A 25,824-nucleotide genomic window follows, 5' to 3' on the forward strand; every position below is an offset into this window, starting at 1 on the left:
CTGACCCCATGCCGAACTCAGAAGTGAAACGCCGTAGCGCCGATGGTAGTGTGGGGCCTCCCCATGCGAGAGTAGGGAACTGCCAGGCATCAAATTAAAGTGTGCTGATATGGCTCAGTTGGTAGAGCGCACCCTTGGTAAGGGTGAGGTCCCCAGTTCGACTCTGGGTATCAGCACCAGTTTTAAAGCGTGAGTTCGGTAAATTACAGAATTTGCCTGGCGGCTTTAGCGCGGTGGTCCCACCTGACCCCATGCCGAACTCAGAAGTGAAACGCCGTAGCGCCGATGGTAGTGTGGGGTCTCCCCATGCGAGAGTAGGGAACTGCCAGGCATCAAACACAGAAGCCCTGAACGAAAGTTCAGGGCTTTTTTGTATGCATTGGAAACCTTCCGCTGCCGCTCACAAACCTAATCCAATTCAAATTGCAGTTATAAAAAAGCCCCTGCTTTTCAGCAGAGGCGTTTCTTAATCTAACTCACTGGATATCAATGAATAACCTGTGACAGAAACGCACGTGTACGTTCTGATTTCGGATTGGCAAAGAACTCCTGAGGTGGGGCTTCTTCCACAATTTCACCCCGATCCATGAAGATCACACGATCCGCCACCGTACGCGCAAATCCCATCTCATGGGTAACGCACAGCATGGTCATGCCATCTTCTGCCAGGCCAATCATCGTATCGAGTACTTCTTTAACCATCTCTGGATCGAGCGCGGAGGTTGGCTCATCAAACAGCATAATTTTCGGCTTCATACAGAGTGAACGGGCGATCGCCACACGCTGTTGCTGACCACCTGAAAGCTGGCCAGGAAATTTATGCGCATGCTCAGCAATGCGTACACGCTGAAGGTAATGCATGGCCAGCTCTTCTGCTTCTTTCTTTGGCATTTTGCGTACCCAAATCGGTGCCAGCGTACAGTTTTGCAAAACGGTAAGATGCGGGAAAAGATTAAAGTGCTGGAAAACCATGCCGACTTCGGTTCTAACTCGTTCAATATTACGCACATCGTGATTGAGATGGATGCCATCCACCACGATGCGTCCTTGCTGATGTTCTTCGAGGTGATTGATACAACGAATAGTGGTCGATTTACCCGAACCGGACGGTCCGCACAGTACGATACGTTCGCGTGGTTTTACTTTTAAATTGATGTCTTTCAATACATGGAACTGACCGTACCATTTGTTAACGTTTTCGAGTGTAATCATCATGGCATCAGCCGCATTAGTCATAGTTTGTGTCATGTTAAGCCTCAGTGCGATGCACGCCCGGTGTGAAAACGCTTCTCCAGATACTGGCTATAGCGCGACATGCTAAAACAGAAAATCCAGTAAACCATGGCAGCAAATACATAGCCTTCCGTCGACATACCCAACCAGGTTGGGTCAACGGTGGCTTGCTGCACGCTACTGAAGAGATCGAATAAGCCGATGATGATCACCAGGCTGGTATCTTTAAACAGCGCAATGATGGTATTCACCAGGCCGGGAATGGTCATCTTGAGCGCCTGCGGTAAAATCACCAGCATCTGGGTTTTCCAGTAGCCCAGCGACAGAGATTCAGCGGCTTCATATTGGCCTTTTGGTAGCGCCTGCAAACCGCCGCGCACCACTTCCGCGACATACGCAGACTGGAACAAAATCACGCCAACCAACGCACGCACCAGTTTGTCGATGGTAGTACCTTCCGCCATAAACAGCGGCAGCATCACCGACGACATAAACAGCACGGTGATCAGCGGTACACCACGCCAGAACTCAATGAAGATGATCGAAAGTGTACGCACCACCGGCATTTCAGAGCGGCGTCCCAGCGCCAGTAAAATCCCCAACGGCAGCGCGCCGGCAATCCCCACTGAAGCGATGATCAGCGTTAATGTCAGGCCGCCCCACTGGCGAGTCTCTACGCGCTCTAAACCGAAATAACCACCGTACATCAGGAACCAAACCACAATCGGATAGACCACCGCCCAACAAGCGATGTAGCGACCGCGACGCGGCATTGATTTGATGAACATCGGAATAATCGAGAGCAAGCCGATGACCAGCGACAGGTTGATGCGCCAGCGCAGTTCATGCGGATAGAGTCCATACATAAACTGGCCAAAGCGTGCATGGATAAACACCCAACATGCGCCTTCTTTGGTACAGTCTGCGCGCGTCTCACCAATCCAGTTAGCCTGAAATACCAGCCAGTTCAGTGCCGGAGGAATCACGTTCCAGATAAGCCAGATGCTGAACAACGTCAGCAATGTATTCAGCCAGCTGGAGAACAGATTTTTGCGTGCCCAGAGGCAAGCCTTGCTAAGTGGATTGGTCGGAATCGGCGGTGTTTCATGTGTAGTAACAGACATAATGATCCCGTTCTCTTAACGCTCAACCAGCGCAATTTTGCGATTGTAGAGGTTCATCAGCAGTGAAATGATCAGGCTGATAATCAGGTAAACCGCCATGGTAATCGCGATGGTTTCTATCGCCTGACCGGTTTGGTTCAGCACGGTACCGGCAAACAGCGAAACCATATCTGGATAGCCGATAGCGGCCGCCAGCGATGAGTTTTTCACGATGTTGAGGTACTGGCTGGTGAGTGGCGGGATAATCACACGCATTGCCTGCGGAATGATCACCTGTCGCATGGTCACTGGATTAGGTAAACCGAGCGAACGTGCGGCTTCGCTTTGACCGTGTGGCACCGACTGAATACCGGAACGAATCACTTCGGCGATGAACGATGAGGTATAAACCGACAGCGCGAGAGTCAACGCGGCGAGCTCAGGGATCATCACGAAACCGCCACGGAAGTTAAATCCACGCAGTTCCGGCACATCCCAATGCATGGCAACGCCAAACAAGGTATGAGCAATCAGCGGCAGCAGAATCAGCAACCCAACCGCAGCCGGCCAGGTGCGACGCAGTTGGCCGGTTTTTAACTGATGCTTACGGTTGTAGCGGAACAGCGCCACGCAACCCAGCACCGCTAACGCCAGCGCGATCAGGAATGGCCATGTGCCAGGTGCGTACTCGGGCCACGGAATATACAAACCGCGATTGCTGACGAATGCCAAATCAAAAGCGTTGAGTGCCTGACGTGGGCCGGGCAGGTTACGCAGTACCGCGAAGTACCAGAAAAAGATCTGCAGCAGCGGCGGGATATTACGGAAGGTCTCGATATAAATGGTTGAAAGCTTGCGCAGCAGCCAGTTCTCAGACAAGCGAGCCAGGCCCACGGCAAAGCCAAGGATCGAAGCGAAAACAATACAGAGCGCGGAAACCAGCAGGGTGTTGGTCAACCCCACCATAAACACGCGCGCGTAGGTGTCGCCTTCGGTGTAATCGATCAGGTGCTGGACAATGCCGAAGCCGGCACTGCGATCCAGAAACCCGAATCCGGAAGTGATGCCACGATTGGCCAGATTGATTACGGTGTTGTGGATTAAATATCCCACCACAGCAAGCACGGCAACAATCGCGACGATCTGGTAAAGCCAGGCGCGAACCGTAGGATTACCGAACGAAAAATCCCTTTTTACGGTTGGGCGTTGCGACATGTTAAAACCTCAGTGAAGATTACGCGTGGGCACCGCAGGATGCGGTGCCCGACTGGCAGAATGGAATTAACGAACTGGCGGAGCGTACTGGATGCCGCCCGCATTCCACAGCGCATTCTGGCCGCGCTTAATTTTCAGTGCGCTGTCTTTACCGACGTTACGGTCGAACACTTCCTGATAGTTACCCACTTGTTTGATGATGTTGTAAGCCCACTTGTTATCGAGCTTCAGGTCTTTACCGAAGTCACCTTCCGCGCCCAGCAGATGTGCCATATCCGGCGTAGTCGGTTTCGCTACCATGTCATCGACATTTTTAGAGCTGATACCCATCTCTTCCGCGTTCAGCATGGCATACAGCGACCATTTGACAATGGTGAACCAATCGTCATCACCGCGACGTACCACGGGCCCCAGCGGCTCTTTCGAGATCACTTCTGGCAGTACAATGAACTCGTCTGGCTTGCCAAGTTTGATACGCAGCGCATACAGCTGAGATTGGTCAGACGCGAGGGTGTCGCAACGGCCGCTGTCGAGCGCTTTAGCGGATTCGTCAGAGCGGTCGAAGGTCACGGGGGTGTACTGCATTTTATGGGTTTTGAAGTAGTCAGCCACGTTCAGCTCGGTATCAGTACCGGCCTGAATACACACGGTGGCGCCATCCAACTCTTTAGCACTTTTCAGACCGGCTTTCTGGTGCGTCAGGAAGCCGATACCGTCGTAATAGTTCACGCCTGCAAACAGGAAGCCCATGCCGCCATCGCGTGATGAGGTCCATGTGGTGTTACGAGATAAGATGTCTACTTCGCCAGACTGCAGCGCGGTGAAGCGTTCTTTCGCGGTCAGCGGGGTGTATTTCACTTTAGTTGCGTCGCCAAATACTGCGGCAGCGGCTGCACGGCATACATCCACGTCAATACCGGTGAATTTGCCGTTAGAGTCAGCATAAGAGAACCCAGGCAGGCCGTCACTGATGCCGCACTGTATAAAACCTTTCTTCTTAATGGCATCCAGCGTGGTGCCAGCGTGCGCCTGTTGAGCAACGGCTAACAGCGAGGCTGCAGCGACCAGAGTGGAAAGCATCATCTTTTTCATAAAGCATCCTGTGTGGCGATATCGTGTGTTGTTATGTTTGCGCGCACTTTAATGTGCGCTGTTTTCTGTCTGTGGTGGTTAGCCATCCACAACTCTGCAAACCTGATGCCAGGTTTGCAGAATCCTGAATTCTCTGGAAAGATCTTTTAATAAACTGAAGCACTCAGAAGATTCTGGCTAATATGGCGCACCAAAAGGCAGCATGACGAGACGACACGATCACAAATAGTGCAAAAAGTTTCACTATATGGAAGCAGTGTGAGCTAACGCTCAGGAGTGGATGTATGAGTTTGCACGCTTACGGCCGAAGCGGTTGAGGATCACAGAGAAAGCGGGCTGAAGGGTGATGAAAGGATAAGTGAGCGCGTAATAAAGTGAGGGGAAATGCGTTGCTAAGAGGGATAGGATATCACTGCTGCAATTGCAACTATCGTTACCATTATCGCGCCAATTGTTTCATGCGTTTTTAACCTCAGGAAATTACCGGCAGCAGAAACAAAAACGCCAGCCGCAAGGCTGGCGTTATCGCAGCAACGAACAGATTAGTTCATGCCGTATTTTTTCAGCTTCTTACGCAGGGTACCGCGGTTGATACCCATCATCAGAGCTGCACGGGTCTGGTTGCCACGGGTGTACTGCATCACCATGTCCAACAGAGGCTGCTCGACTTCTGCCAATACCAGCTCATACAGATCACTCACATCCTGACCGTTCAGTTGAGCAAAATAGTTCTTCAGTGACTGTTTAACCGAATCACGCAGTGGCTTTTGGGTCACCTGATCCTGAGAGTTAACGGTAGAAACGGTGAGTACGTCAGAATTTACGCGTTGTTCGAACATAGTTCTTTCAGCTCTTTATTTCGTTTACGCAAGATTTTCGAAGTATGCCTCCAACGCCTCCAGCTGTTCGCTGGCATCCTCTATGGCGTTGAATGTGCGCCGAAACTGGTCATCAGGAGCACTTTCCTGCAAATACCAGGAAACGTGTTTTCGGGCAATACGGTATCCTTTGCGCTGACCGTAAAAGTCGTGCAGCTCCCGTATATGTCCAATCAGCATTTGCTTCACTTCAGCCAGCGGCTTCGGTGCCAGCAGCTCCCCTGTGTCCAGATAATGCTGGATTTCCCGGAAGATCCACGGTCTTCCCTGAGCGGCACGGCCAACCATAAGAGCATCGGCTCCGGTATAGTCGAGCACCGCTCTGGCTTTATGCGGGTCAGTAATGTCGCCATTCGCAATAATCGGAATGGAAACGCTCTGCTTAACTGTCCGAATGCTGTCGTATTCAGCAAATCCCTCAAACAAACAGGCGCGCGTGCGGCCATGAATGGTGAGAGCCTGAATGCCACAGCGTTCAGCCAATTGGGCAATCTCTACACAATTACGATTTTCTTTGTCCCAGCCGGTACGAATTTTCAGCGTAACCGGTACATCCACTGCATTAACCACCGCGGTGAGAATCGACTCCACCAGTTGCGGATGTTGCAGCAGCGCTGAACCTGCCATCTTACGATTCACTTTTTTGGCCGGGCAGCCCATGTTGATATCGATAATCTGCGCGCCAGACGCCACATTAATGCGCGCGGCAGCAGCCATCTCATCAGGATCGCAACCGGCAATTTGCACGGCGCGGATACCAGGCTCGTCACTATGCACCATGCGCAAACGGGATTTGTCACTGGCCCAAACTTCCGGGTTCGACGACAGCATCTCGGAGACAGTCATTCCGGCGCCGTTCTCGTAACACAGGGTGCGAAATGGCTTATCGGATACTCCGGCCATAGGCGCAGCAATGAGTCGATTACGTAGCTGATGTTGTCCAATGCGCATGAAAAAAGAAGTGACCCTAACTGTTCGCAAGGCGGCGTATATTACGCATTTTTTAAAGAAGATGAAAGGCCAAACTTTGAACAATTCGCTCTCACAGAGCACGGAAATAGCGTTATCCAGTAAGGGATGAGTTATTAATCTTTATAATTCATGAGATTAAAAAAATATGCTGAAATTGTGTACAAAAATTTTTCTCAAAACATGACCGAAATCACAACATAAAAACCGCTTCTTCCAGTAATTAGCGAAAGAAATGACGCCATTATGATTATTAATTGAACTACTTAGTCACGTAGGGTTAGCGTCACTCCCCAAAAACCTACGTCGTGGAGGAGTGACAGATATAACCTCAGACATCAGGCTACTATTCAATAACCACGCGACCATTCAGCGGCTGAACTGGGCGACTGTTGCCGTGCTCACCTAACCGTTTGGCGAACGTTTTAAGCTGTTCAGTTGATGCCGAAACAGTTTGCTTCATCACTAACCAGCGCACACCTTCAGTACAAGGTGGTGTCGTCAACGAACCGCTAAAGCGATAGTAGTTCTTTTGACCCGGAATCAAAGCGCTGAGATTGAGTGGCTGTTGCAGCGCCGCCTCTTTGTTAACTTCAGGTGGCAGCTCACGCAGGATCTCCGCCAGCGCAGGGTTTTCTGCCCCGGCTTCAAACATCACGCCAACCACCGCCAGATGTCCCTCTTCGCTGGCATGGACGAAATGCGCGGCCAGCGGAAAGCGTTTGCCATCAATCAGATTTTCGCTCGGCGTATGGAAGTGGAACTGACGCAGCGTATAAGCTTCGCCATCCAGCGCCAGCGCATCGCCATCTTTGACGTTGATCTGGATGGTGTGACCGTTATTGATGATGGATTTTTGTTTAGCTTGATAGCTCAACGTTAGCGGCGGCAATTGTCCATTCACCACCTTGCGGATATCGACAGGCGACTGGTTCACACCGCTTTTACAGGTGTGATAATCGGCGTGCAGATTGCCCCATTCATCCGGCGCTTCATAAGACCAGTTTGAGCTGTGTGCGTGCGCATACGATGCCATGCTTGTCAGCAGAGCGAATAAACAAAGTTTCTTTTTCATCATCCATTACTTTCAGCGATTTATCGAAGTGAAATGCCATCAAAGGCATTGCCAGCAGGGATAGCGCTATCGCCTGGAGCAGGATTGTAATGACTGAAATGTAAAGAAACGGCAAGGGTTGAGAAGGGCTGGCGCTTTGAGACGGGTCTCAGAAAAATAGTACGGCTTGCCAGTCAGTTAGCCCGACTGGCAAGCGGGCAGGTTAGCGGCGTACGCCGGTGATGCGGCACCACTCTTCTTTCTCTGCAACCGCGTCGAGCTCAAAACGCTCGGCGTAGGCTTCGCACACGCTTTCAGCCTGGCTCGCTAACACGCCGGACAATCCAAGATGACCGCCGGCTTTCGGCAGCACGCTAATCAGCGGTGCCAGCTCACGCAGCGGACCCGCGAGGATGTTGGCGACCACCACGTCAGCCTGCAAGTTTTCCGGCTGCTGGTGGGGCAGATAGAGCGCCAGACGCTCAGAGACGCCATTACGCTCGGCGTTATCACGGCTGGCCTGAATCGCCTGCGGATCGATATCAATGCCGATCGCCTGTGCCGCGCCCAATTTCAGTGCAGCGATAGCGAGAATGCCGGAGCCACAGCCAAAGTCGATCACTGTTTTGCCCTGCAGATCCAGGCCATCAAGCCAGGTCAAACACATCGATGTGGTTGGATGCGTGCCGGTACCAAAGGCGAGGCCCGGATCCAGCATCACATTGACGGCATTTGGATCCGGCACATCGCGCCAGCTTGGGCAGATCCACAGACGCTCACCGAAACGCATCGGGTGGAAGTTATCCATCCATTCGCGCTCCCAGTCTTTATCTTCGATCTGCTCGATCTTATGGCGAAACGCGGATCCCAGCAGCGGATGCTGGCTTAACTCGGCCACCACATCGCTCATCTCGGTTTCAGCGTCGAACAGGCCGATGACATCGGTATCGCCCCACAGCAGCGTTTCGCCCGGCAGCGGCTCGTACACTGGATTGTCGTGCGTGTCCTGGAAAGTGACCGACACCGCGCCAACCTCCATCAGCGCATCGCTCAGGGTTTCGGCGTTTTCGCCGGTGCTGTTAATTTTGATTTGAATCCAAGGCATAGCGTTTCTCTTTATTCCAGTGCCGCAGCATGCGTTGCAGGCGTGCGGCCAAACAGATTGCCCACCAGGAAGGCCAGCAGGCTTAAGGTCAATGACGGAACGATCGGGTGGAAGCCCCACCACTCAATATTCAGGCTGGCAAGCAGCGTATAGCATCCCGCGCCGACCAGCATGCCGCTGATCGCACCGGTGGAGTTGGCGCGCTCCCAGTACAAACCCAGCACCAGCGGCCACAGAAATACCGCTTCAAGGCCACCAAATGCCAGCAGATTCAGCCAGATAATCATATCGGGCGGATTCCACGCTGCCAGCAATAGCAGCACACCGAGCACGAAAGTGATGGTGCCTGACAGCATGCGCAGGCGCGCTTCATTTTCACTGTGCTGCGGAGCAATACGCAGGTAAAGATCTTTGATCAGCGTAGCGGAGGATTGCAGCAGCTGCGCGTTAATGGTCGACATAATGGCCGCCATCGGCGCTGCAAGAAATACGCCCGCCGCCATGGGCGGTAACACGGTAATCATCAGCGTAGGAATCACGCGATCGGGAATGGTGAGATCGGGCAAAATTACGCGCCCCAGCGCGCCGGCCAGATGCATACCAAGCATCAGGATCACCACTACAATGGTGCCGAGTACAATGCCACGATGCATGGCTTTGCTGTCTTTATACGAAATACAGCGCACCGCGGTGTGGGGCAGACCAATCACCCCGAAACACACCAGCACGGCAAACGAGCTGAGGAAGGTTGGGTTGATGACGTTGCCCACGCCTTCCGGTGAGGTCAGCTGCGGATCGATATCATGCAGTTTGGTCACTGCGGAGGCTAATCCGCCAGCGTGGTGAATCACTGCAAAAAGCAGCAGGAAGGTGCCGATCAGCATTACCAAACCTTGCATCGCATCGTTCAGCACGCTGGCGCGGAAGCCACCGAAAGCGGTGTAGATCGCGATGGTGCCGCCGAAGATCAGCAGGCCGGTGTCATAAGGAATGCCGGCCGCTGTTTCCAGCAGGCGCGCACCGCCGATGAACTGCACGGTCATTGCGCCGATAAACGCCACCAACAAACTGATGCTGGAGAGCCAAATCAGCAGCGTGCTGCCGTAGCGGCCATACAACATGTCGTTGAGCGTCACGGCGTTGTAGCGACGCGCCAGAATGGCGAATTTCTTGCCTAACACGCCAAGCGAAAGCCAGACGGCAGGCACCTGAATCATCGCCAGCAGCACCCAGCCAAGGCCATATTTATAGGCTGCGCCGGGGCCGCCAATGAACGAGCTGGCGCTGATATATGTGGTGGTGATGGTCATGGCCAGCACAAAGCCGCCCATCGAACGGCTGCCGAGGAAGTATTCGCTCAGGAAGTTGCCCTGACGCTGCTTGCGCATGGCAAACACCGACAGCGCGGCGATCAGCACCAGATAGGCCAACAGCGGAAGAATGATTTCAGAGTCCATCGTTATCCTCCAGCGACATGTCGCGGAACAGCACGCGCACCATCAGCCAGCACAACACAATAAATAGCAGCGGGGCGAACAGACACGAAAGCTCGAACCACCTTGGTAAGCCAAAGACGCCGATCTCATTGCCGCCCAGCCAGGCAGAAAGTCCCCAAACGGCAAGGTAGGCCAGCGTCAGATAAAGTGACCAGCGCGCCTCTTTGTTCGCTTGTAAAAAACGCCAATCCATTATGTAACCTCAAAGGCGACAAAAATGAAAAAGGCCGGAGTTAACCGGCCTCTGCTTTGCTCTGCGCTGCAATTACTTCTCTTGCAGGCCGAGTTTTTTCTCCAGATAGTGGATGTTGGTGCCACCCTGCTGGAAGTTTTCGTCGGACATGATTTTCATCTGCAGCTCAATGTTGGTCTTGATGCCGTCGATGATCAGTTCCGCCAGCGCATTCTTCATGCGCGAAATTGCCACGTCACGGTTTTCACCGTAGGTAATCAGCTTACCAATCATGGAATCGTAGTAGGGTGGCACGCTGTAACCGGCATAGATATGCGATTCCCAACGTACACCAAAGCCGCCCGGCGCGTGGAAACGGGTGATCTTGCCTGGGCTTGGCAGGAAGGTGTTTGGATCTTCGGCGTTGATACGGCATTCAACCGCATGACCGCGAATCACCACGTCTTCCTGTTTGATCGATAGCGGCTGACCAGCAGCAATACGCAGCTGCTCTTTGATCAGATCGACGCCGGTGATCATCTCAGTCACCGGATGCTCCACCTGAATACGGGTGTTCATCTCGATGAAGTAGAACTCACCGTTTTCGTACAAGAACTCGAAGGTACCTGCACCGCGATAGCCGATATCGATACAGGCTTTAGAGCAGCGCTCACCGATGTAGCGACGCAGTTCCGGCGTGATGCCTGGCGCTGGCGCTTCTTCGACGACTTTCTGGTGACGACGCTGCATTGAGCAGTCACGTTCCGCCAGATAGATAGCGTTACCCTGGCCGTCGGCCAGCACCTGAATCTCAATGTGGCGTGGATTCTCGAGGTACTTCTCCATGTACACCATGTCGTTGTTGAAAGCCGCTTTGGCTTCCGCTTTCGTCATGTTGATGGATTGCTCAAGATCCTTGTCGCTGCGCACTACGCGCATACCGCGACCGCCGCCGCCGCCGGAGGCTTTGATGATCACCGGATAACCGATGCGCTTAGCGAAGGCACGGTTTTTTTCCATGTCGTCGGTCAGCGAGCCATCAGAACCTGGCACGGTGGGCACGCCCGCTTTCTTCATGGCGGTGATGGCAGACACTTTGTCGCCCATCAGGCGAATGGTGTCGGCTTTCGGACCAATGAAGATAAAGCCTGAACGCTCAACCTGCTCGGCGAAATCGGCGTTCTCAGAGAGGAAGCCGTAACCCGGGTGGATCGCGACCGCGCCGGTAATTTCAGCGGCGGAGATCAGTGCCGGGATGTTCAGGTAGCTTTTGACTGAAGGTGGCGGGCCGATGCAGACGGTCTCGTCTGCCAGCAGCACGTGCTTCAGGTCACGGTCCGCGGTGGAGTGCACGGCAACAGTCTTAATGCCCAGCTCTTTGCAGGCACGCAGAATGCGCAGCGCGATCTCACCACGGTTAGCAATGACAATTTTATCCAGCATGCTTCGCCTCGTTATTCGATGATGACCAGCGGCTCGTCAAATTCAACCGGTTGGCCGCTTTCGACCAGAATCGCCTTCACAACGCCGGATTTGTCGGCTTCGATCTGGTTCATCATTTTCATCGCTTCAACGATGCACAGGGTATCGCCGGCATTCACTTTCTGGCCAACTTCAACGAAAGCTTTCGCATCTGGGCTTGGCGTGCGATAGAAAGTGCCGACCATTGGTGAACGCACGATGTGGCCACTGATTTCTGGTTTAGCGGCTTCTGCTGCAACCGGTGCGGCAGGCGCCACCGCGGTAGACAACGCAGGCTGCTGCTGCATCATTGGCGCAGCATAAGCCTGCTGCATCATTGGGTAGCCGGCATTTGCAGGTGAACGGCTGATACGAACGGACTCTTCGCCCTCGGAGATTTCCAGCTCGGAGATGCCAGACTCTTCAACCAGTTCGATCAGTTTCTTAATTTTACGAATATCCATGAGTGTGGTTCCGTACTCTGTTTAATTGGAATGTGACAGGCGTTTTACTGCCGTTTGTAAAGCCCACGCGTATCCATCAGCGCCAAGTCCACAGATGACGCCGGCAGATACATCGGAAAGATAGGAGTGATGTCGGAACGGTTCGCGTGCATGCACGTTCGAGAGATGCACCTCAATAAAAGGAATGCTAACCGCCAACAGGGCATCACGCAGTGCAACGCTGGTATGCGTGAACGCAGCAGGATTGATGATGATGTAGTCCACGTTGCCGCGGGCTTCGTGAATACGGTCAATCAACTGAAACTCTGCGTTCGATTGCAAATGACTCAATTTCACATGGTGCTGATCGGCCTGTTGCGTCAGATCGCCGACGATTTGCGCCAGCGTAGTGTGACCATACTGATCAGGCTCGCGCGTTCCCAATAGATTCAGGTTGGGACCGTTCAAAAGCAGTATGTGAAATTTGTGCGCCATCTTGCTGCTATCTCCTGCAATCAGTAAGGCATCGCGTAAAATACCGCGACATCTTGCGTTTGTCACCCTTGCGGATGAAAAACCAGACTTCGCTTGCAATAAAGCCGGGCATTATATCCGTTTCGTCGACATTCGCAGCAAAATACTGGTCTTATCTGCGAAGTTGATCGAATGCGGCCCGAAGGCCACACTTTTTAACAGATCTCGCGGGAGGAACACAACCGTGCGGGGATTATCTGGGGAGAAGTTTACGCAACTTATTGTAACGCCACGCTAACAGCGCAATGGCCAGCACGGTGTAGATCACCGGCTGCGGGGAGAGCACTTTCACTGACCAGATATAGTGTATCGGCACGAGGATCGCGACCAGATAGACGCCGTTATGCAGCGTTTGCCAGCGACGACCCAGTTTGCGCTGCATGCGCTGGAATGAGGTGATGGCGAGGGCGAAGAGAATAATCCAGCTGATCATCCCCAGTAACAAATAAGGACGCGAAACCAGCTCGCTGCCGAGTAAACGCAGATGATCGTAGCCAAGTTCCAGCAGGTAGTAGCTGGTAAGGTGCAAACTGGCCCAGGCGAAACACCACACGCCGAGCAGGCGGCGAGTGCGAATCAGCAGCGGCTGTTTCAGGTAGCGTGTCAGCGGGCTGACCAGCAGCGTGGCGAGCAGCAACTTAAGCGCCATTCTGCCAGTAAAATGCTGGATATCTTTGGCCGGATCAGCGCTCAGCCAGCCCTGACTCGCTGCCATAAACAGATACACAAACGGCAGAAAAGCCGCCAGATGCAGCACGGCTTTCAACGCAGTGATGTGACGTAAAGAGAGGCGCACTCAATAGTTCTCCCGTAAATCCAGGCCGCGATACAGTGACGCCACCTCTTTCGCGTAGCCGTTGAACAGCAGCGTAGGTTGGCGATCAACCTTCAGAATGCCGCCCGCGCCGATAAAGCGCTCGGTTGCCTGCGACCAGCGCGGATGATTCACATGCGGGTTCACATTGGCGTAAAAACCATACTCATTGGCGGCGATCTGGCTCCAGGTCGTTGGCGGGCGATCGTGCGTCAGCGTAATCTTCACAATCGATTTAATCCCTTTGAAGCCATATTTCCACGGCACCGTCAGGCGAATCGGTGCGCCATTCTGCGGAGGCAGCGCTTTGCCATACACGCCGGTACTCAGCAGCGTCAGCGGATGCATCGCTTCATCAAGACGCAAGCCTTCCACATAGGGATAATCCAGCCCGCCGCCGATAAAGCGATCTTTCTGACCCGGCATTTGGTCGGGTGCGTACAGCGTTTCAAACGCCACAAAGCGCGCATTGCTGGTGGGTTCAGCCAGTTTGAGCAGCTTGTTGAGTTCAAAACCGACCCACGGAATCACCATCGACCAGGCTTCGACACAGCGCATGCGGTAGATGCGCTGCTCCATGGCAAAACGCTTGAAGATGTCATCCATATCCAGCGTGATCGGTTTGGCAACTTCGCCTTCGATACGCAGCTTCCACGGATCGGTTTTCAGCGTGCCAGCGTTGGCAGCAGGATCGGCTTTATCAAGGCCAAATTCATAGAAGTTGTTATAACCTGACACCTTATCAAACGGCGTGAGCGGCAAATCGGCCTGCCATTCAGCCGGTTTAGTAAAATCTAAATCACGGCCAGCGGGCGCGGGCGGGCGATCATTGCCTTTAAACCAGCTCAGCACATCGGCTTGCGCGGTGCCGGGTAAACTGGCTGCTGCTGCGCCTAATCCCAACGCTTTCAGCACCTGACGGCGGCGCATATTAAAGACGCTTTCTGGCGTGACGTCGGCTTCTGTGAGCAAGTGCTTCAGGTTCATGACGCTCTCCTGTGAATAGTAAATTATGACCAGCATGCTCAACTTCAGTGTCGGGCGCGAACTTGCGGGGAAAAATGTGAAATTTCCTGGCGCATCGCCCTCTTTGAGAATAGGACGAAAAAGCCCATAGCAAAGTCAGGCCATCACGGTTTAACGCTATACTCGCGCCGTAGCGCTTATCATGCTGTGTTATGTGCGATTTTGATGCCAGTCTGGCGCTGAATCACACCTTGATTTGTGCTATTTTGCTCAGGTTTGCGCCAGGGGTAAGCGTGGCGCCGACGGATTAACACCGTTCATAACCGCAGTGATGCAGGCACAGGGATGCGATTAACAACTAAATTTTCTGCGTTTATTACCTTATTAAGTTTACTGGCGATGATATTGATGCTGGTGGGCTGCGCTTTTAGTTTTATCTGGCTATCGCAGCAGCGCGTGGAAACGCGGATGCAAACGCTGGCGACTGAAGTAGATAAAGCATTGGCTTCACAATCGCCGCAGGAAATCACGCAGTGGCTAACGCGCATGATGCCGGTGGTCAATGCCGAACAGGTGCAACTGCTGAACGGCGATATGTTAGTGTTCAGTTTAGCCCGCCATGAAAATCCGATGTTAGAAGATGAGCCTAATCGCTTTGTGCAGTTCGATTTGCCCCTGACGCATTCGCCGGGCCTCGAACTGCGCGTGGTGGTGCTGGATCCGGCCAAAACCCTGTTTCGCTCCTTTACCGGCACTTATACGCTGGTGGTCCTGTTTACGGTCGTCGCGATCATGTGCGTGCTGCTGGTCATGACCAATCGCTGGCTCAAGCGGCGCTGGCAGGATATGGAACAGTTAGAAGCGCGCGCCGATCGCATTCTGACCGGTGAACGTCATTCGCAGGGTGACCATGCGGCGGAATGGCCGCCGAAAGCCAGTCGCGCCATCGATGCGCTGCTGGGCGATCTGCAGGAAGCGGGCGAGCAGCGTTTACGCATCGATACCTTAATTCGCACCTTTGCGGCGCAAGATCCGCGTACCGGCCTGAACAATCGTTTGTTCTTTGATAACCAATTGGCGACGTTGCTGGAAGATCAGGAAGATGTCGGCACGCACGGCGTGGTGATGATGGTGCGTCTGCCGGACCTCGATATGCTGCACGAAACCCTCGGCCCAACGCTGGTGGAAGAGTATCTGTTTGATTTGATTAATATGCTGTCGACCTTTGTGCTGCGCTATCCGGGCGCGCTGCTGGCGCGATATTTCCGCAGTGATTTCGCCGTCTTGCTGCCGCATCGCACTTTAAAAGAAGCCAACAGCATTGCCGATCAACTGATTAATGCCGTCGATTCACTGCCGCCGATGCGCATGGTCGATCGTGATGATTTGATCCACATCGGCATCAGCGCGTGGCGCAGCGGTCAGAGCGTGTCGCAGGTGATGGAAAATGTGGAGATGGCTACGCGGCGTGCGGCATTGCAGGGCGGTAATAGCTGGTCGGTTGGCGAAGGCAATACGCTGGATATGGGGCGCGGCAGTGTGCGCTGGCGGACCTTGCTGGAGAACACGCTCAATCGTGGTGGTCCGCGACTGTACCAAAAGCCGGCGGTGTTGCTGGATGGAAAAGTCCATCATCGTGAATTACTGACGCGTGTGTTTGATGGCGACAAAGAAGTGGTGTCGGCTGAGTTTATGCCGCTGGTATTGCAGCTGGGTATGACTGACAGCTGGGATCGTCAACTGGTGACGCGCATCGCGGCGCTTTCGGAAGTGTGGCCGGACGAAACTCTGGCACTTCCCGTGAATATTGATTCGCTGTTGCAGCGGCCTTTTCAGCGCTGGCTGCAAAAACTGCTGCTGCAGTGCAGCAAATCGCAAAGAAAACGTTTTTTATTTGAACTTGCTGAGGCCGACGTTTGTCAACACATCAGCCGTTTAGTGCCGGTTTTTCACATGTTAACCGCATTTGGCTGTCGCATTGCGGTGGATCAGGCTGGTTTGACGGTGGTGAGCAGCGCTTATATCAAACAATTCCCGATAGAAGTGATTAAACTTGCGCCGGGTTTGGTACGCAATATTGAACGACGCACCGAGAACCAGCTGTTTGTGCAGAGCTTGCTGGAAGTGTGTAAGTCATCGCCAACTCAAGTTTTCGCCGCGGGTGTGCGAACACGCGCGGAGTGGCAAACGCTGTCGGGATTAGGTGTTTCGGGCGGGCAGGGCGATTTCTTTGCGCCTTCGTTGCCGGTCAACAGTAATGTAAAGAAACACTCGCAACGTTATCGAATTTAGACCTTCAGCGCGCGAAGTGCAGGCTGATGGCTGTTTTTATCGCTTATTAGTGCCGGAGCGCGCGATGCTGGCGGCTGGAAATGTTAGATTTTATGTCGAAATTCGCCGGCTAGCGCCGGGGCAATTTAGGTTAAAACGGCGAGTTAACGCCATTTAACTGCGGCAAAAGACCCTACGATCAGGCCAAAAAAGTATTCAGCGTATTTTTTCACCGAAGCCGAACGTTTTTGCGCCTTGTAGCGGCTTCGCGTGGTTGGTAAAGTAGGCGGATTTTATTTTCCGCCCCCAGCTTGCAGGATTATCCCTTAGTATGTTTAAAAAATTTCGTGGCATGTTTTCCAATGACTTGTCCATTGACCTGGGTACCGCGAATACCCTGATTTACGTGAAAGGACAAGGCATCGTGTTAAACGAGCCTTCTGTGGTTGCCATTCGTCAGGATCGTGCCGGCTCCCCAAAGAGCGTAGCGGCTGTCGGTCATGACGCTAAGCAGATGCTGGGCCGTACGCCGGGCAACATCGCTGCTATCCGTCCTATGAAAGATGGCGTGATCGCCGACTTCTTCGTTACCGAAAAAATGCTGCAGCACTTCATTAAGCAAGTGCATAGCAATAGCTTTATGCGTCCAAGCCCGCGTGTGCTGGTCTGCGTACCGGTGGGTGCGACCCAGGTTGAGCGTCGCGCCATCCGTGAATCTGCACAGGGTGCAGGCGCACGCGAAGTGTTCCTGATTGAAGAGCCAATGGCGGCGGCGATTGGTGCAGGTCTGCCGGTTTCTGAAGCAACCGGTTCTATGGTGGTGGATATCGGTGGTGGTACCACTGAAGTAGCAGTGATCTCGCTGAACGGCGTGGTTTACTCCTCTTCTGTGCGTATTGGTGGTGACCGCTTCGATGAAGCTATCATTAATTATGTTCGCCGCAACTACGGTTCACTGATTGGTGAAGCGACTGCAGAGCGTATCAAGCATGGTATCGGTTCTGCTTATCCGGGCGATGAAGTACACGAGATTGAAGTTCGCGGCCGTAACCTGGCAGAAGGTGTGCCACGTGGCTTTACCCTGAACTCGAACGAGATTCTTGAAGCGCTGCAGGAACCGCTGACCGGCATAGTGAGCGCGGTGATGGTTGCACTGGAACAGTGCCCGCCAGAGCTGGCCTCTGACATCTCCGAGCGCGGTATGGTGCTGACCGGAGGTGGCGCATTGCTGCGTAACCTCGATCGCCTGCTGATGGAAGAGACCGGTATTCCGGTAGTCGTGGCAGAAGATCCGCTGACCTGCGTAGCACGCGGCGGTGGTAAAGCGTTGGAAATGATCGACATGCATGGCGGCGATTTGTTCAGCGAGGAGTAATTCCTCAACGGCTGAGGCCCTGGTCAAATTGCGCAGGGAATAGCGCCTATGCTGACGCTGCTGCTGCAACGCACGACGGCGAAATGCGTCCAGCCCTGAGGCGTTGGTGATTTAGGCTAACGCTTCTTCCCTGATGTCGAGGAACACGCAGAATTTATGAAGCCGATTTTTAGCAGGGGACCTTCCCTGCAGTTGCGCCTCTTTCTGGCAGTCATTGTGGCTATCGCGATTATTATCGCCGATAGCCGCGTGAGCTCCTTTTCCCAGATCCGCAACTACCTGGACACATCGGTCAGTCCATTTTATTTTTTGGCCAACGGGCCAAGACAACTTCTTGATGGCGTTTCCGAAACCCTGGCGTCACGTCAGCAATTGGAACTGGAAAATAAAGCACTGCGCCGTGAGCTCTTCCTGAAAAACAGTGACTTGCTGATGCTGGGGCAATATAAGCAGGAAAACGCGCGTCTGCGCGAACTGCTTGGCTCGCCGCTGCGCCAGGATGAGCACAAGATGGTAACGCAGGTGATCTCCACCGGCACCGATCCTTATACCGATCAGGTGGTTATCGACAAAGGCAGCGTAAACGGCGTTTACGAAGGCCAGCCGGTGATCAGTGATAAAGGTGTAGTCGGTCAGGTGGTCGCGGTCGGTCAGGTGACCAGTCGCGTACTGCTGATTTGCGACGCGTCGCATGCGTTGCCGATTCAGGTGCTGCGTAATGATATTCGTGTTATAGCCGCCGGTAATGGCTGCAGCGAAGATCTGCAGCTGGAGCATCTACCGGGCAACACCGATATTCGCGTGGGCGATGTGTTAGTCACGTCTGGCCTGGGCGGCCGCTTCCCGGAAGGTTATCCGGTTGGCGTGGTCTCTTCGGTGAAAGTCGATACGCAGCGCGCTTACACGGTGATTCAGGCGCGTCCAGCCGCTGGCTTGCAGCGATTGCGCTATCTGCTGCTGCTGTGGGGCGCGGATCGCAACGGCGTCGCACCGATGGCACCGGACGAAGTGCATCGCGTGGCCAACGAACGTTTAATGCAGATGATGCCGCAGGTGCTGCCGCCAGCAGGCGAAATGGGCCCACCGGCACCGGATACTTTGCAGTCGTCGCAGCAAATGGGGCCACCGCAACCCGCTAACAGCAGTCGTTCGCAAGGGAATTCTGCGAACACACGCGGAGGCCAGCCTTGAGTCGATATCGCAGCCAGGGCCGATGGGTTATCTGGCTGTCCTTTCTGATTGCCCTCATCCTGCAAATCATGCCGTGGCCGGAACAGATCTATATGTTCCGGCCATCATGGCTATTGCTGATCCTCATTTATTGGGTGCTGGCGCTGCCGCATCGGGTGAATGTTGGCACCGGTTTTTGTCTTGGTGCCATTATGGATCTGGTGGCGGGTTCAACGCTGGGCGTGCGCGCATTAGCCTTTAGCATCATCGCGTATCTGGTGGCCTTTAAATTTCAGTTATTCCGAAACTTAGCGTTGTGGCAGCAGGCATTAATGGTTATGGTGCTGTCCCTTGCGGTGGATGTGATTGTTTTCTGGGCAGAATTCCTGGTGATCAACGTCTCTTTCCGCCCGGAAATCTTCTGGAGTAGCGTGGTCGACGGCGTCCTGTGGCCCTGGCTATTCTTATTGATGAGAAAGATTCGCCGTCAATTCGCTGTTCAGTAAGGAATACTATGATAAGCCTGTACCTCGCATCCGGTTCACCGCGTCGACGTGAGCTGTTAACGCAGCTTGGTCTGCAATTTGAACGCCTGATTACCCACGTAGAAGAGCAGCGTCAGCCTGAAGAAGCGGCTGACGCTTACGTGCGTCGTCTGGCGTCAGATAAGGCGCGCGCGGGCGTTGCGGTGGCACCGCAGGATCTGCCGGTGCTGGGTGCTGATACCATCGTGGTGCTGAACGGTGAAGTTCTGGAAAAACCGCAGGATGCCGCGCACGCCGCCGCGATGCTGAGCAAGCTGTCGGGACAAACTCATCAGGTGATGACCGCGGTGGCGCTGGCCGATACGCAGCGTGAGCTGGATTGTCTGGTGACCACGGACGTGACCTTCCGCACGATGACGGCGGAGGAAATTTCGCACTATATTGCCAGTGGCGAGCCGATGGATAAAGCCGGCGCGTACGGAATTCAGGGCCTTGGCGGCAATTTTGTCCGCAAGATTAATGGAAGTTATCACGCCGTGGTGGGATTGCCGCTGGTTGAGACCGGTGAGCTGCTGAGTCGTTTTCAGTCACTGCGGGCGTTAAGGGGACAAGATGACGGCTGAACTGCTGGTAAATGTGACACCTTCAGAAACCCGTGTTGCCTACATTGATGGCGGCATTCTGCAGGAAATCCACATTGAGCGTGAAGCACGACGTGGCATCGTGGGCAACATCTATAAAGGACGCGTCAGTCGCGTCTTACCTGGCATGCAGGCGGCCTTTGTCGATATCGGCATGGAAAAAGCCGCCTTTCTGCACGCTTCCGACATCATGCCGCACACCGAATGCGTGGCGGGTGATGAGAAGAAAAATTTTGTGGTGCGCGACATTGGCGAGCTGGTGCGTCCCGGCCAGGATCTGATGGTGCAGGTGGTGAAAGATCCGCTGGGCACTAAAGGCGCGCGCCTCACCACCGACATTACTTTGCCCTCGCGCTATCTGGTGTTTATGCCTGGCGCGTCACACGTCGGCGTCTCGCAGCGTATTGAGAGCGAAGCCGAGCGCGAACGACTGAAAACGGTGGTTGCTGCGCACTGTGACGATCTCGGCGGCTTTATTATTCGTACCGCTGCGGAAGGCATTGGTTCGGAAGAGTTGTCGCAGGATGCCGCTTTCCTGAAACGTTTGTGGACCAAAGTCAGCGAGCGTAAAAAGCGTAATCAGACGCGCTGCCTGCTCTACGGTGAGCTGGCGTTAGCGCAGCGCGTACTGCGAGATTTCGCCGGTGCCGCGCTGGATCGCATTCGCGTGGACTCACGTTTGACCTGCGATTTGTTGGTGGAATTTACCAGCGAATATATTCCGGAAATGGCCAGCAAGCTGGAGCTTTACAGCGGCAAACAGCCGATTTTTGATCTGTTCGACGTTGAGAACGAAATCCAGCGTTCGCTGGAGCGTAAGGTCGAGCTAAAATCCGGCGGCTATCTGATTATCGATCAAACCGAAGCCATGACCACGGTGGATATCAACACCGGTGCGTTTGTCGGACACCGCAATCTCGACGAGACCATCTTCAACACCAACATTGAAGCGACGCAAGCGATCGCGCGTCAGCTGCGACTGCGCAACCTCGGCGGCATCATCATTATCGATTTCATCGACATGAGTAACGACGAGCATCGCCGCCGCGTGCTGCATTCGCTGGAGAGCGCGCTGAGCAAAGATCGGGTGAAAACCGGCATCAATGGTTTCTCGGCGCTCGGTTTGGTGGAGATGACGCGTAAACGCACGCGTGAAAGTATTGAACATGTGCTGTGCGCCGATTGCCCGGTGTGTAAAGGGCGCGGCACCTTGAAAACGGTGGAAACCGTCTGCTATGAGATCATGCGTGAAATTGTGCGCGTGCATCACGCCTACGATTCCGACCGTTTCCTGGTGTACGTTTCCCCGGCGGTGGGCGACGCGCTGAAGGGCGAAGAGTCACACGCGCTGGCGGAAGTGGAGATCTTCGTCGGTAAACAGGTCAAAGTTCATGTTGAACCGCTCTATACCCAAGAGCAGTTTGATGTCGTCATGATGTGATTTTGAGGTTGAGTTCCGCAAGCCAACGGACAGCAAGGAGAGGTGTGTGAGGCGGTTGCCGAGGATTTTGTTACTGCTGCTCGCCGCAATCATCGTAATTGTGGCGCTGCTGGTCAGCGGGTTGCGCCTCGTGATGCCGCACCTCAACAGTTATCGCAGCGATATTCTGCAGACGATCTCACGCGTCAGCGGCGTCACGGTGACGGCCAGCGAACTGCAGGGCAAATGGGAGAATTTTGGCCCGACGCTGCAGATGCGCAATCTCAACGTCGCGATGCAGGAAGATGGGCAACTGACCATCGGCCGCGTCAATCTGGCGCTCAATGTGTGGCAATCGCTGCTGCACTGGCGCTGGCAATTCCGCGATCTCACCTTCTGGCAGCTGCATCTCGAAACCAATCATCCGCTGTTCACCAGTGACGAACAGAAGAACAGCTTCAAACCGGCGCAAATCAACGATCTGTTTTTGCGTCAGTTCGATCACTTCGATCTGCGCGACAGCAGCATCCGTTTTCTGACGCCGTCCGGCCAGCATGCTGAACTAGCGATTCCGCGCCTTACCTGGCTGAACGAAAATACCCGTCACCGCGCCGAGGGCGAAGTGAGCCTCTCCAGTTTTACCGGTCAGCATGGCGTGGTGCAGGTGCGACTTGATCTCAACGACAGCAACGGTTTACTCAGCGATGGCCGCATCTGGATGCAGGCCGATGATGTGGATGTGCGACCGTGGATTGGTCCGTGGCTGCGTGATAACACCAGCCTTGAGAGCGCGCGCTTCAGTCTGGCCGCGTGGGCAAATTTGCGCGATGGCGATCTCTACGCTGGTGATTTGCTGTTGAGCAAAGGTGGCGCGCGCTGGCGCGGCGAGCAGGGCGATCATCAATTAGAGGTTGATGGCTTAACCGCGCACTTGTCGCGCTACCAGAATGGTTGGAGCCTTTCGGTACCGCAAACCCGCTTGAGAACGGATGGCATCGCATGGGCGCCAGGACATTTTTCCCTGCTGTGGAAGCCAGAAGATAAGCAGATGCTCGGCGCCAACAGTGCGCCGGAGATGCGCGTGCGTGCCACGCAGCTGGATTTAGAACGTCTGGCGCCCGTCGTTCCGCTGTTTGCACCGCTTTCCCCAACCTTGCTGGATAACTGGCGTGCGCTACAGCCACGCGGCCACATTGATGCGCTGGCGCTGGATATCCCGCTGCAGCAGCCTGAGCAAACGCGTTTGCAGGTGAAATGGCGCGATCTCGCCTGGCAACAGTGGGAATTACTGCCGGGTATCAGCAATCTCAGCGGGAGCGCCAGCGGCAGCTTAAACAACGGCTTGCTGGATGTGGCGATGGGCCAGGCGGAAGTACCGTACGGCGATATGTTTCAGGCTCCGCTGCAGATTAAACAGATCACTGGCCAGCTCAACTGGCTACGCGATGCTAACGGCTTAACGCTGGATGGACATCAGCTGGATGTGCAGGCCCGTTCGCTGTGGGCACGCGGCGATTTCCGCTACCAGCAGAATTTGGGTAGCGCGCCGCGCCTCGATATTCTCGCCGGAATTCGCGTTACCGATGCTGGCGATGCGTGGCGTTATTTCCCGCAGCAGCTGATGGGTCACGATCTTACCCACTATCTCAGTGACGCGATTAAAGGCGGGCAGGTGGATAACGCCACGCTGCTGTTTGCTGGCGATCCCTCGCTGTTCCCGTTTAAACACAATGACGGCATGTTTGAGGTTTGGGTTCCGCTGCGCAATGCCACCTTCCAGTTCCAGCCCGGCTGGCCTGCGCTGGAAAACCTCGACATCAATCTCGACTTCCTCAACAACGGTTTGTGGATGAAAGCCGATAAAACCAGGCTCGGCGAGGTTGATGCGCGCAATGTCAGCGCGGTGATCCCGGATTACCTGAAAGAGAAGTTGATCATCGATGGCGATATCAGCGGCGAAGGCAAAAAAATCGCTGACTATTTCGAGCAAACACCGCTGAAACCGACGCTCGGCGCGGCGCTGCAGGAGCTACAGATTGGCGGCAATGTGCGCGGCACGTTGAATCTTGATATTCCACTGGATGGCGAGCAGGTGCACGCCAGCGGCAATGTGGTGCTGAACAACAACAGCCTGCATATCAAGCCGTTAAATACCACGCTGAACAATCTCACCGGCCGCTTCCGTTACAATAACGGCAATCTGGAGAGTGAAGAGCTGCAGGCCAACTGGTTCGGACAGCCAACCGGCGTGAGTTTCAGCACGAAAGAGAATCCCAATGATTTTGGCGTGAACGTCAAACTGCTGGGCGATTGGCAGCCAGGTAAACTCAAGGTGCTGCCGGATGCCATCACGCGTCAGTTAAACGGTTCTTTACCGTGGCAGGGCAATGTGGATATCACGCTGCCGCATAAAGGCGGCGCAACCTACAAAGTGGCACTGCAAGGCGAGGGCAAAGCAGTAAGCAGTCACTTACCAGCACCGCTGGATAAAGCGGCTGGTGAAGCGATGCCGATTACCATCAACGCGGATGGCGATCTGAAAGGCTTTACCTTGAGCGGCAGCGTGCGCGAGCGCCATCGTTTCAATAGCCGCTGGATTCTGGAGCCGCAGCTGCGCGTTGATCGCGGGATCTGGCTGAATGATGCGAAAAGCACACCGAAGCTGCCCGAGAAGCGCGGCATGGAGCTGAATCTCCCGCCGCTGAATGGCGAAGCCTGGATGGGGATGATGGCTGGCGCGGGCAGTGCGCGTAACGCTCAGGGCGAGCCGGAAGTGGGCGGCGCGGCGCTGCCGGGCGACTTTATTCTGCGCACACCGGCGCTGACGCTTGGTGGTCAGCAATGGCACGACGTTAACGCTACCGTTACGCAGGGGCCAGCCGGCAATACCCACTTGCAGCTGGAGAGCCGTGAAGCACGTGGCAGTTTGCAGACGGCGCAGCGCTCTCCATGGCAGATCAACCTGAGCTATCTTTACTACAATCCTGAATGGGCTGAGAAAAGCGATGGAAAATCATCGCCGTTTGGCGGCAACAGCAGCAACATCAACTTCAGCAGCTGGCCAGCGTTGCAGCTCAACTGTGATGAGTGCTGGATTCGCGGACAGAAGTTTGGCCATATGCAGGCGAAGCTACAGCCGCAAGGCGATACGTTAGCACTTACTAACGCCTCGATTGATTCTGGCAGCTCAAAATTGAACGTGACGGGTGAATGGGTGAATAAACCCGGCGATCAGCGCACTTCGCTGAAGGGCAGCCTGAGCGGCGACAACATAAATGACGCGGCTAACTGGTTTGGCATGAATACGCCGCTGCGCGATGCACCGTTTAAACTCGATTACGATCTGCACTGGCGTTCTGCGCCGTGGCAGCCATCGGAAGAGACGCTAAGCGGTACGCTGAAAACCCACTTTGGTAAAGGCCAGATCGCCGATGTGAACACCGGCCGCGCCGGGCAGTTGCTGCGTCTGTTTAGCTTTGATGCCTTGCTACGCAAGATGCGCTTCGATTTCAGCGACACCTTTAGTGACGGTTTCTATTTCGATTCGATCAACGGCACCGCGTGGATTGAAAACGGTGTGATGCGTACCGATAACCTGCTGGTGGATGGCCTGGAAGCGGATATCGCCATGAAGGGCAACATCGATTTGGTGAAGCGTCAGATCGACATGGAAGCGGTGGTCGCCCCGGAAATCTCCGCGTCGGTCGGCGTTGCCACTGCATTCGTCATCAATCCGGTGGTCGGTGCTGCGGTCTTCGCTGCCAGCAAAGTGCTGGGACCGCTGTGGAATAAGATTTCACTGTTGCGCTACCACATTAGCGGACCGCTGGATAAGCCGGAAATCAATGAAGTACTGCGCAAACCGCGTGAAGACGAGAAGAAGTGAATTTGACGCCGTCGGGTAATTGCCGCAGGCTATGACTATCC

Annotated in this window: 22 protein-coding genes, 1 tRNA gene and 2 rRNA genes; 10 read left to right on the plus strand and 15 right to left on the minus strand. The window is 54.4% G+C overall.

The features are described from left to right. The 3 genes from rrf (ACVLVH_RS16270) to rrf (ACVLVH_RS16280) all read left to right on the plus strand — a co-directional run. Window positions 1–88, plus strand: a 5S ribosomal RNA gene (gene rrf / locus ACVLVH_RS16270); the annotation flags it as partial. 15 nt (window positions 89–103) lie between these two features. Next, a tRNA-Thr gene (locus ACVLVH_RS16275) sits at window positions 104–179 on the plus strand. A gap of 36 nt (window positions 180–215) precedes the next feature. Further along, a 5S ribosomal RNA gene (rrf, locus tag ACVLVH_RS16280) occupies window positions 216–331 on the plus strand. Between the two features lie 155 nt (window positions 332–486). On the opposite strand, the gene ACVLVH_RS16285 is transcribed toward rrf (ACVLVH_RS16280), so the two are convergent. The 15 genes from ACVLVH_RS16285 to msrP form a co-directional block, all read right to left on the minus strand. Continuing rightward, window positions 487–1,248, minus strand: coding sequence for an amino acid ABC transporter ATP-binding protein (locus ACVLVH_RS16285; RefSeq protein WP_061720213.1), 762 nt, complete (start codon window positions 1,246–1,248; stop codon window positions 487–489). Window positions 1,249–1,256: 8 nt separating this feature from the next. After that, the gene (locus tag ACVLVH_RS16290; protein ID WP_498949750.1) at window positions 1,257–2,357 is read right to left on the minus strand and encodes an amino acid ABC transporter permease; all 1,101 of its coding nucleotides are present in this window, start codon (window positions 2,355–2,357) and stop codon (window positions 1,257–1,259) included. A 15-nt stretch (window positions 2,358–2,372) separates the two neighbouring features. Then, window positions 2,373–3,551, minus strand: coding sequence for an amino acid ABC transporter permease (locus tag ACVLVH_RS16295; RefSeq protein ID WP_101762827.1), 1,179 nt, complete (start codon window positions 3,549–3,551; stop codon window positions 2,373–2,375). Window positions 3,552–3,617: 66 nt separating this feature from the next. After that, entirely contained in the window at window positions 3,618–4,643 is a 1,026-nt protein-coding gene (locus ACVLVH_RS16300) for an amino acid ABC transporter substrate-binding protein (RefSeq protein WP_101762828.1), read from the minus strand. Window positions 4,644–5,185: 542 nt separating this feature from the next. Next, a complete protein-coding gene (gene fis / locus ACVLVH_RS16305; protein WP_007891954.1) occupies window positions 5,186–5,482 on the minus strand; it encodes a DNA-binding transcriptional regulator Fis in 297 nt (98 codons plus the stop codon). Window positions 5,483–5,506: 24 nt separating this feature from the next. After that, complete coding sequence (dusB, locus tag ACVLVH_RS16310; protein WP_101762829.1) at window positions 5,507–6,472, minus strand: tRNA dihydrouridine synthase DusB; 966 nt, start codon at window positions 6,470–6,472, stop codon at window positions 5,507–5,509. A 364-nt stretch (window positions 6,473–6,836) separates the two neighbouring features. Further along, a complete protein-coding gene (locus ACVLVH_RS16315) occupies window positions 6,837–7,526 on the minus strand; it encodes a carbonic anhydrase (RefSeq protein WP_192236094.1) in 690 nt (229 codons plus the stop codon). Between the two features lie 241 nt (window positions 7,527–7,767). Next, window positions 7,768–8,649: a 50S ribosomal protein L11 methyltransferase gene (gene prmA / locus ACVLVH_RS16320; protein WP_110867451.1), complete on the minus strand. Its 882-nt coding sequence runs from the start codon at window positions 8,647–8,649 to the stop codon at window positions 7,768–7,770. A gap of 11 nt (window positions 8,650–8,660) precedes the next feature. Beyond that, window positions 8,661–10,106 (minus strand): sodium/pantothenate symporter, encoded by a 1,446-nt coding sequence (gene panF, locus ACVLVH_RS16325; RefSeq protein ID WP_192412305.1) that lies wholly within the window; start codon window positions 10,104–10,106, stop codon window positions 8,661–8,663. Continuing rightward, window positions 10,096–10,338 (minus strand): YhdT family protein, encoded by a 243-nt coding sequence (locus ACVLVH_RS16330; RefSeq protein ID WP_192412303.1) that lies wholly within the window; start codon window positions 10,336–10,338, stop codon window positions 10,096–10,098. The genes panF and ACVLVH_RS16330 overlap by 11 nt, the downstream gene beginning before the upstream one ends. Window positions 10,339–10,410: 72 nt before the next feature. Continuing rightward, the gene (gene accC / locus ACVLVH_RS16335) at window positions 10,411–11,760 is read right to left on the minus strand and encodes an acetyl-CoA carboxylase biotin carboxylase subunit (RefSeq protein WP_008101999.1); all 1,350 of its coding nucleotides are present in this window, start codon (window positions 11,758–11,760) and stop codon (window positions 10,411–10,413) included. Between the two features lie 11 nt (window positions 11,761–11,771). Continuing rightward, window positions 11,772–12,242 (minus strand): acetyl-CoA carboxylase biotin carboxyl carrier protein, encoded by a 471-nt coding sequence (accB, locus tag ACVLVH_RS16340; protein ID WP_101762834.1) that lies wholly within the window; start codon window positions 12,240–12,242, stop codon window positions 11,772–11,774. Between the two features lie 21 nt (window positions 12,243–12,263). Then, window positions 12,264–12,716: a type II 3-dehydroquinate dehydratase gene (aroQ, locus tag ACVLVH_RS16345; protein WP_192412301.1), complete on the minus strand. Its 453-nt coding sequence runs from the start codon at window positions 12,714–12,716 to the stop codon at window positions 12,264–12,266. A 232-nt stretch (window positions 12,717–12,948) separates the two neighbouring features. Continuing rightward, entirely contained in the window at window positions 12,949–13,551 is a 603-nt protein-coding gene (gene msrQ / locus ACVLVH_RS16350) for a protein-methionine-sulfoxide reductase heme-binding subunit MsrQ (protein ID WP_192412299.1), read from the minus strand. Next, complete coding sequence (msrP, locus tag ACVLVH_RS16355; RefSeq protein WP_101762837.1) at window positions 13,552–14,556, minus strand: protein-methionine-sulfoxide reductase catalytic subunit MsrP; 1,005 nt, start codon at window positions 14,554–14,556, stop codon at window positions 13,552–13,554. It lies immediately after the preceding gene. Window positions 14,557–14,880: 324 nt separating this feature from the next. Here msrP and csrD point away from each other — a divergent pair, with 324 nt between their 5' ends. The 7 genes from csrD (at window position 14,881) to yhdP (ending at window position 25,783) form a co-directional block, all read left to right on the plus strand. After that, a complete protein-coding gene (csrD, locus tag ACVLVH_RS16360) occupies window positions 14,881–16,827 on the plus strand; it encodes an RNase E specificity factor CsrD (RefSeq protein ID WP_192412297.1) in 1,947 nt (648 codons plus the stop codon). Between the two features lie 310 nt (window positions 16,828–17,137). After that, window positions 17,138–18,181, plus strand: a complete 1,044-nt coding sequence (gene mreB / locus ACVLVH_RS16365; RefSeq protein ID WP_007891976.1) for a rod shape-determining protein MreB — start codon at window positions 17,138–17,140, stop codon at window positions 18,179–18,181. A 156-nt stretch (window positions 18,182–18,337) separates the two neighbouring features. Then, complete coding sequence (mreC, locus tag ACVLVH_RS16370; protein ID WP_008101989.1) at window positions 18,338–19,372, plus strand: rod shape-determining protein MreC; 1,035 nt, start codon at window positions 18,338–18,340, stop codon at window positions 19,370–19,372. Beyond that, the gene (gene mreD, locus ACVLVH_RS16375; protein ID WP_101762839.1) at window positions 19,369–19,857 is read left to right on the plus strand and encodes a rod shape-determining protein MreD; all 489 of its coding nucleotides are present in this window, start codon (window positions 19,369–19,371) and stop codon (window positions 19,855–19,857) included. The genes mreC and mreD overlap by 4 nt, the downstream gene beginning before the upstream one ends. Window positions 19,858–19,865: 8 nt before the next feature. Further along, window positions 19,866–20,459, plus strand: coding sequence for a Maf family protein (locus tag ACVLVH_RS16380; protein ID WP_192412295.1), 594 nt, complete (start codon window positions 19,866–19,868; stop codon window positions 20,457–20,459). Next, entirely contained in the window at window positions 20,449–21,918 is a 1,470-nt protein-coding gene (rng, locus tag ACVLVH_RS16385; protein ID WP_101762841.1) for a ribonuclease G, read from the plus strand. The genes ACVLVH_RS16380 and rng overlap by 11 nt, the downstream gene beginning before the upstream one ends. Window positions 21,919–21,964: 46 nt before the next feature. Further along, window positions 21,965–25,783 (plus strand): AsmA2 domain-containing protein YhdP, encoded by a 3,819-nt coding sequence (yhdP, locus tag ACVLVH_RS16390; protein WP_498949759.1) that lies wholly within the window; start codon window positions 21,965–21,967, stop codon window positions 25,781–25,783. Window positions 25,784–25,824 lie beyond the last annotated feature (41 nt).

This window comes from Kluyvera sp. 1366, from assembly GCF_054823405.1.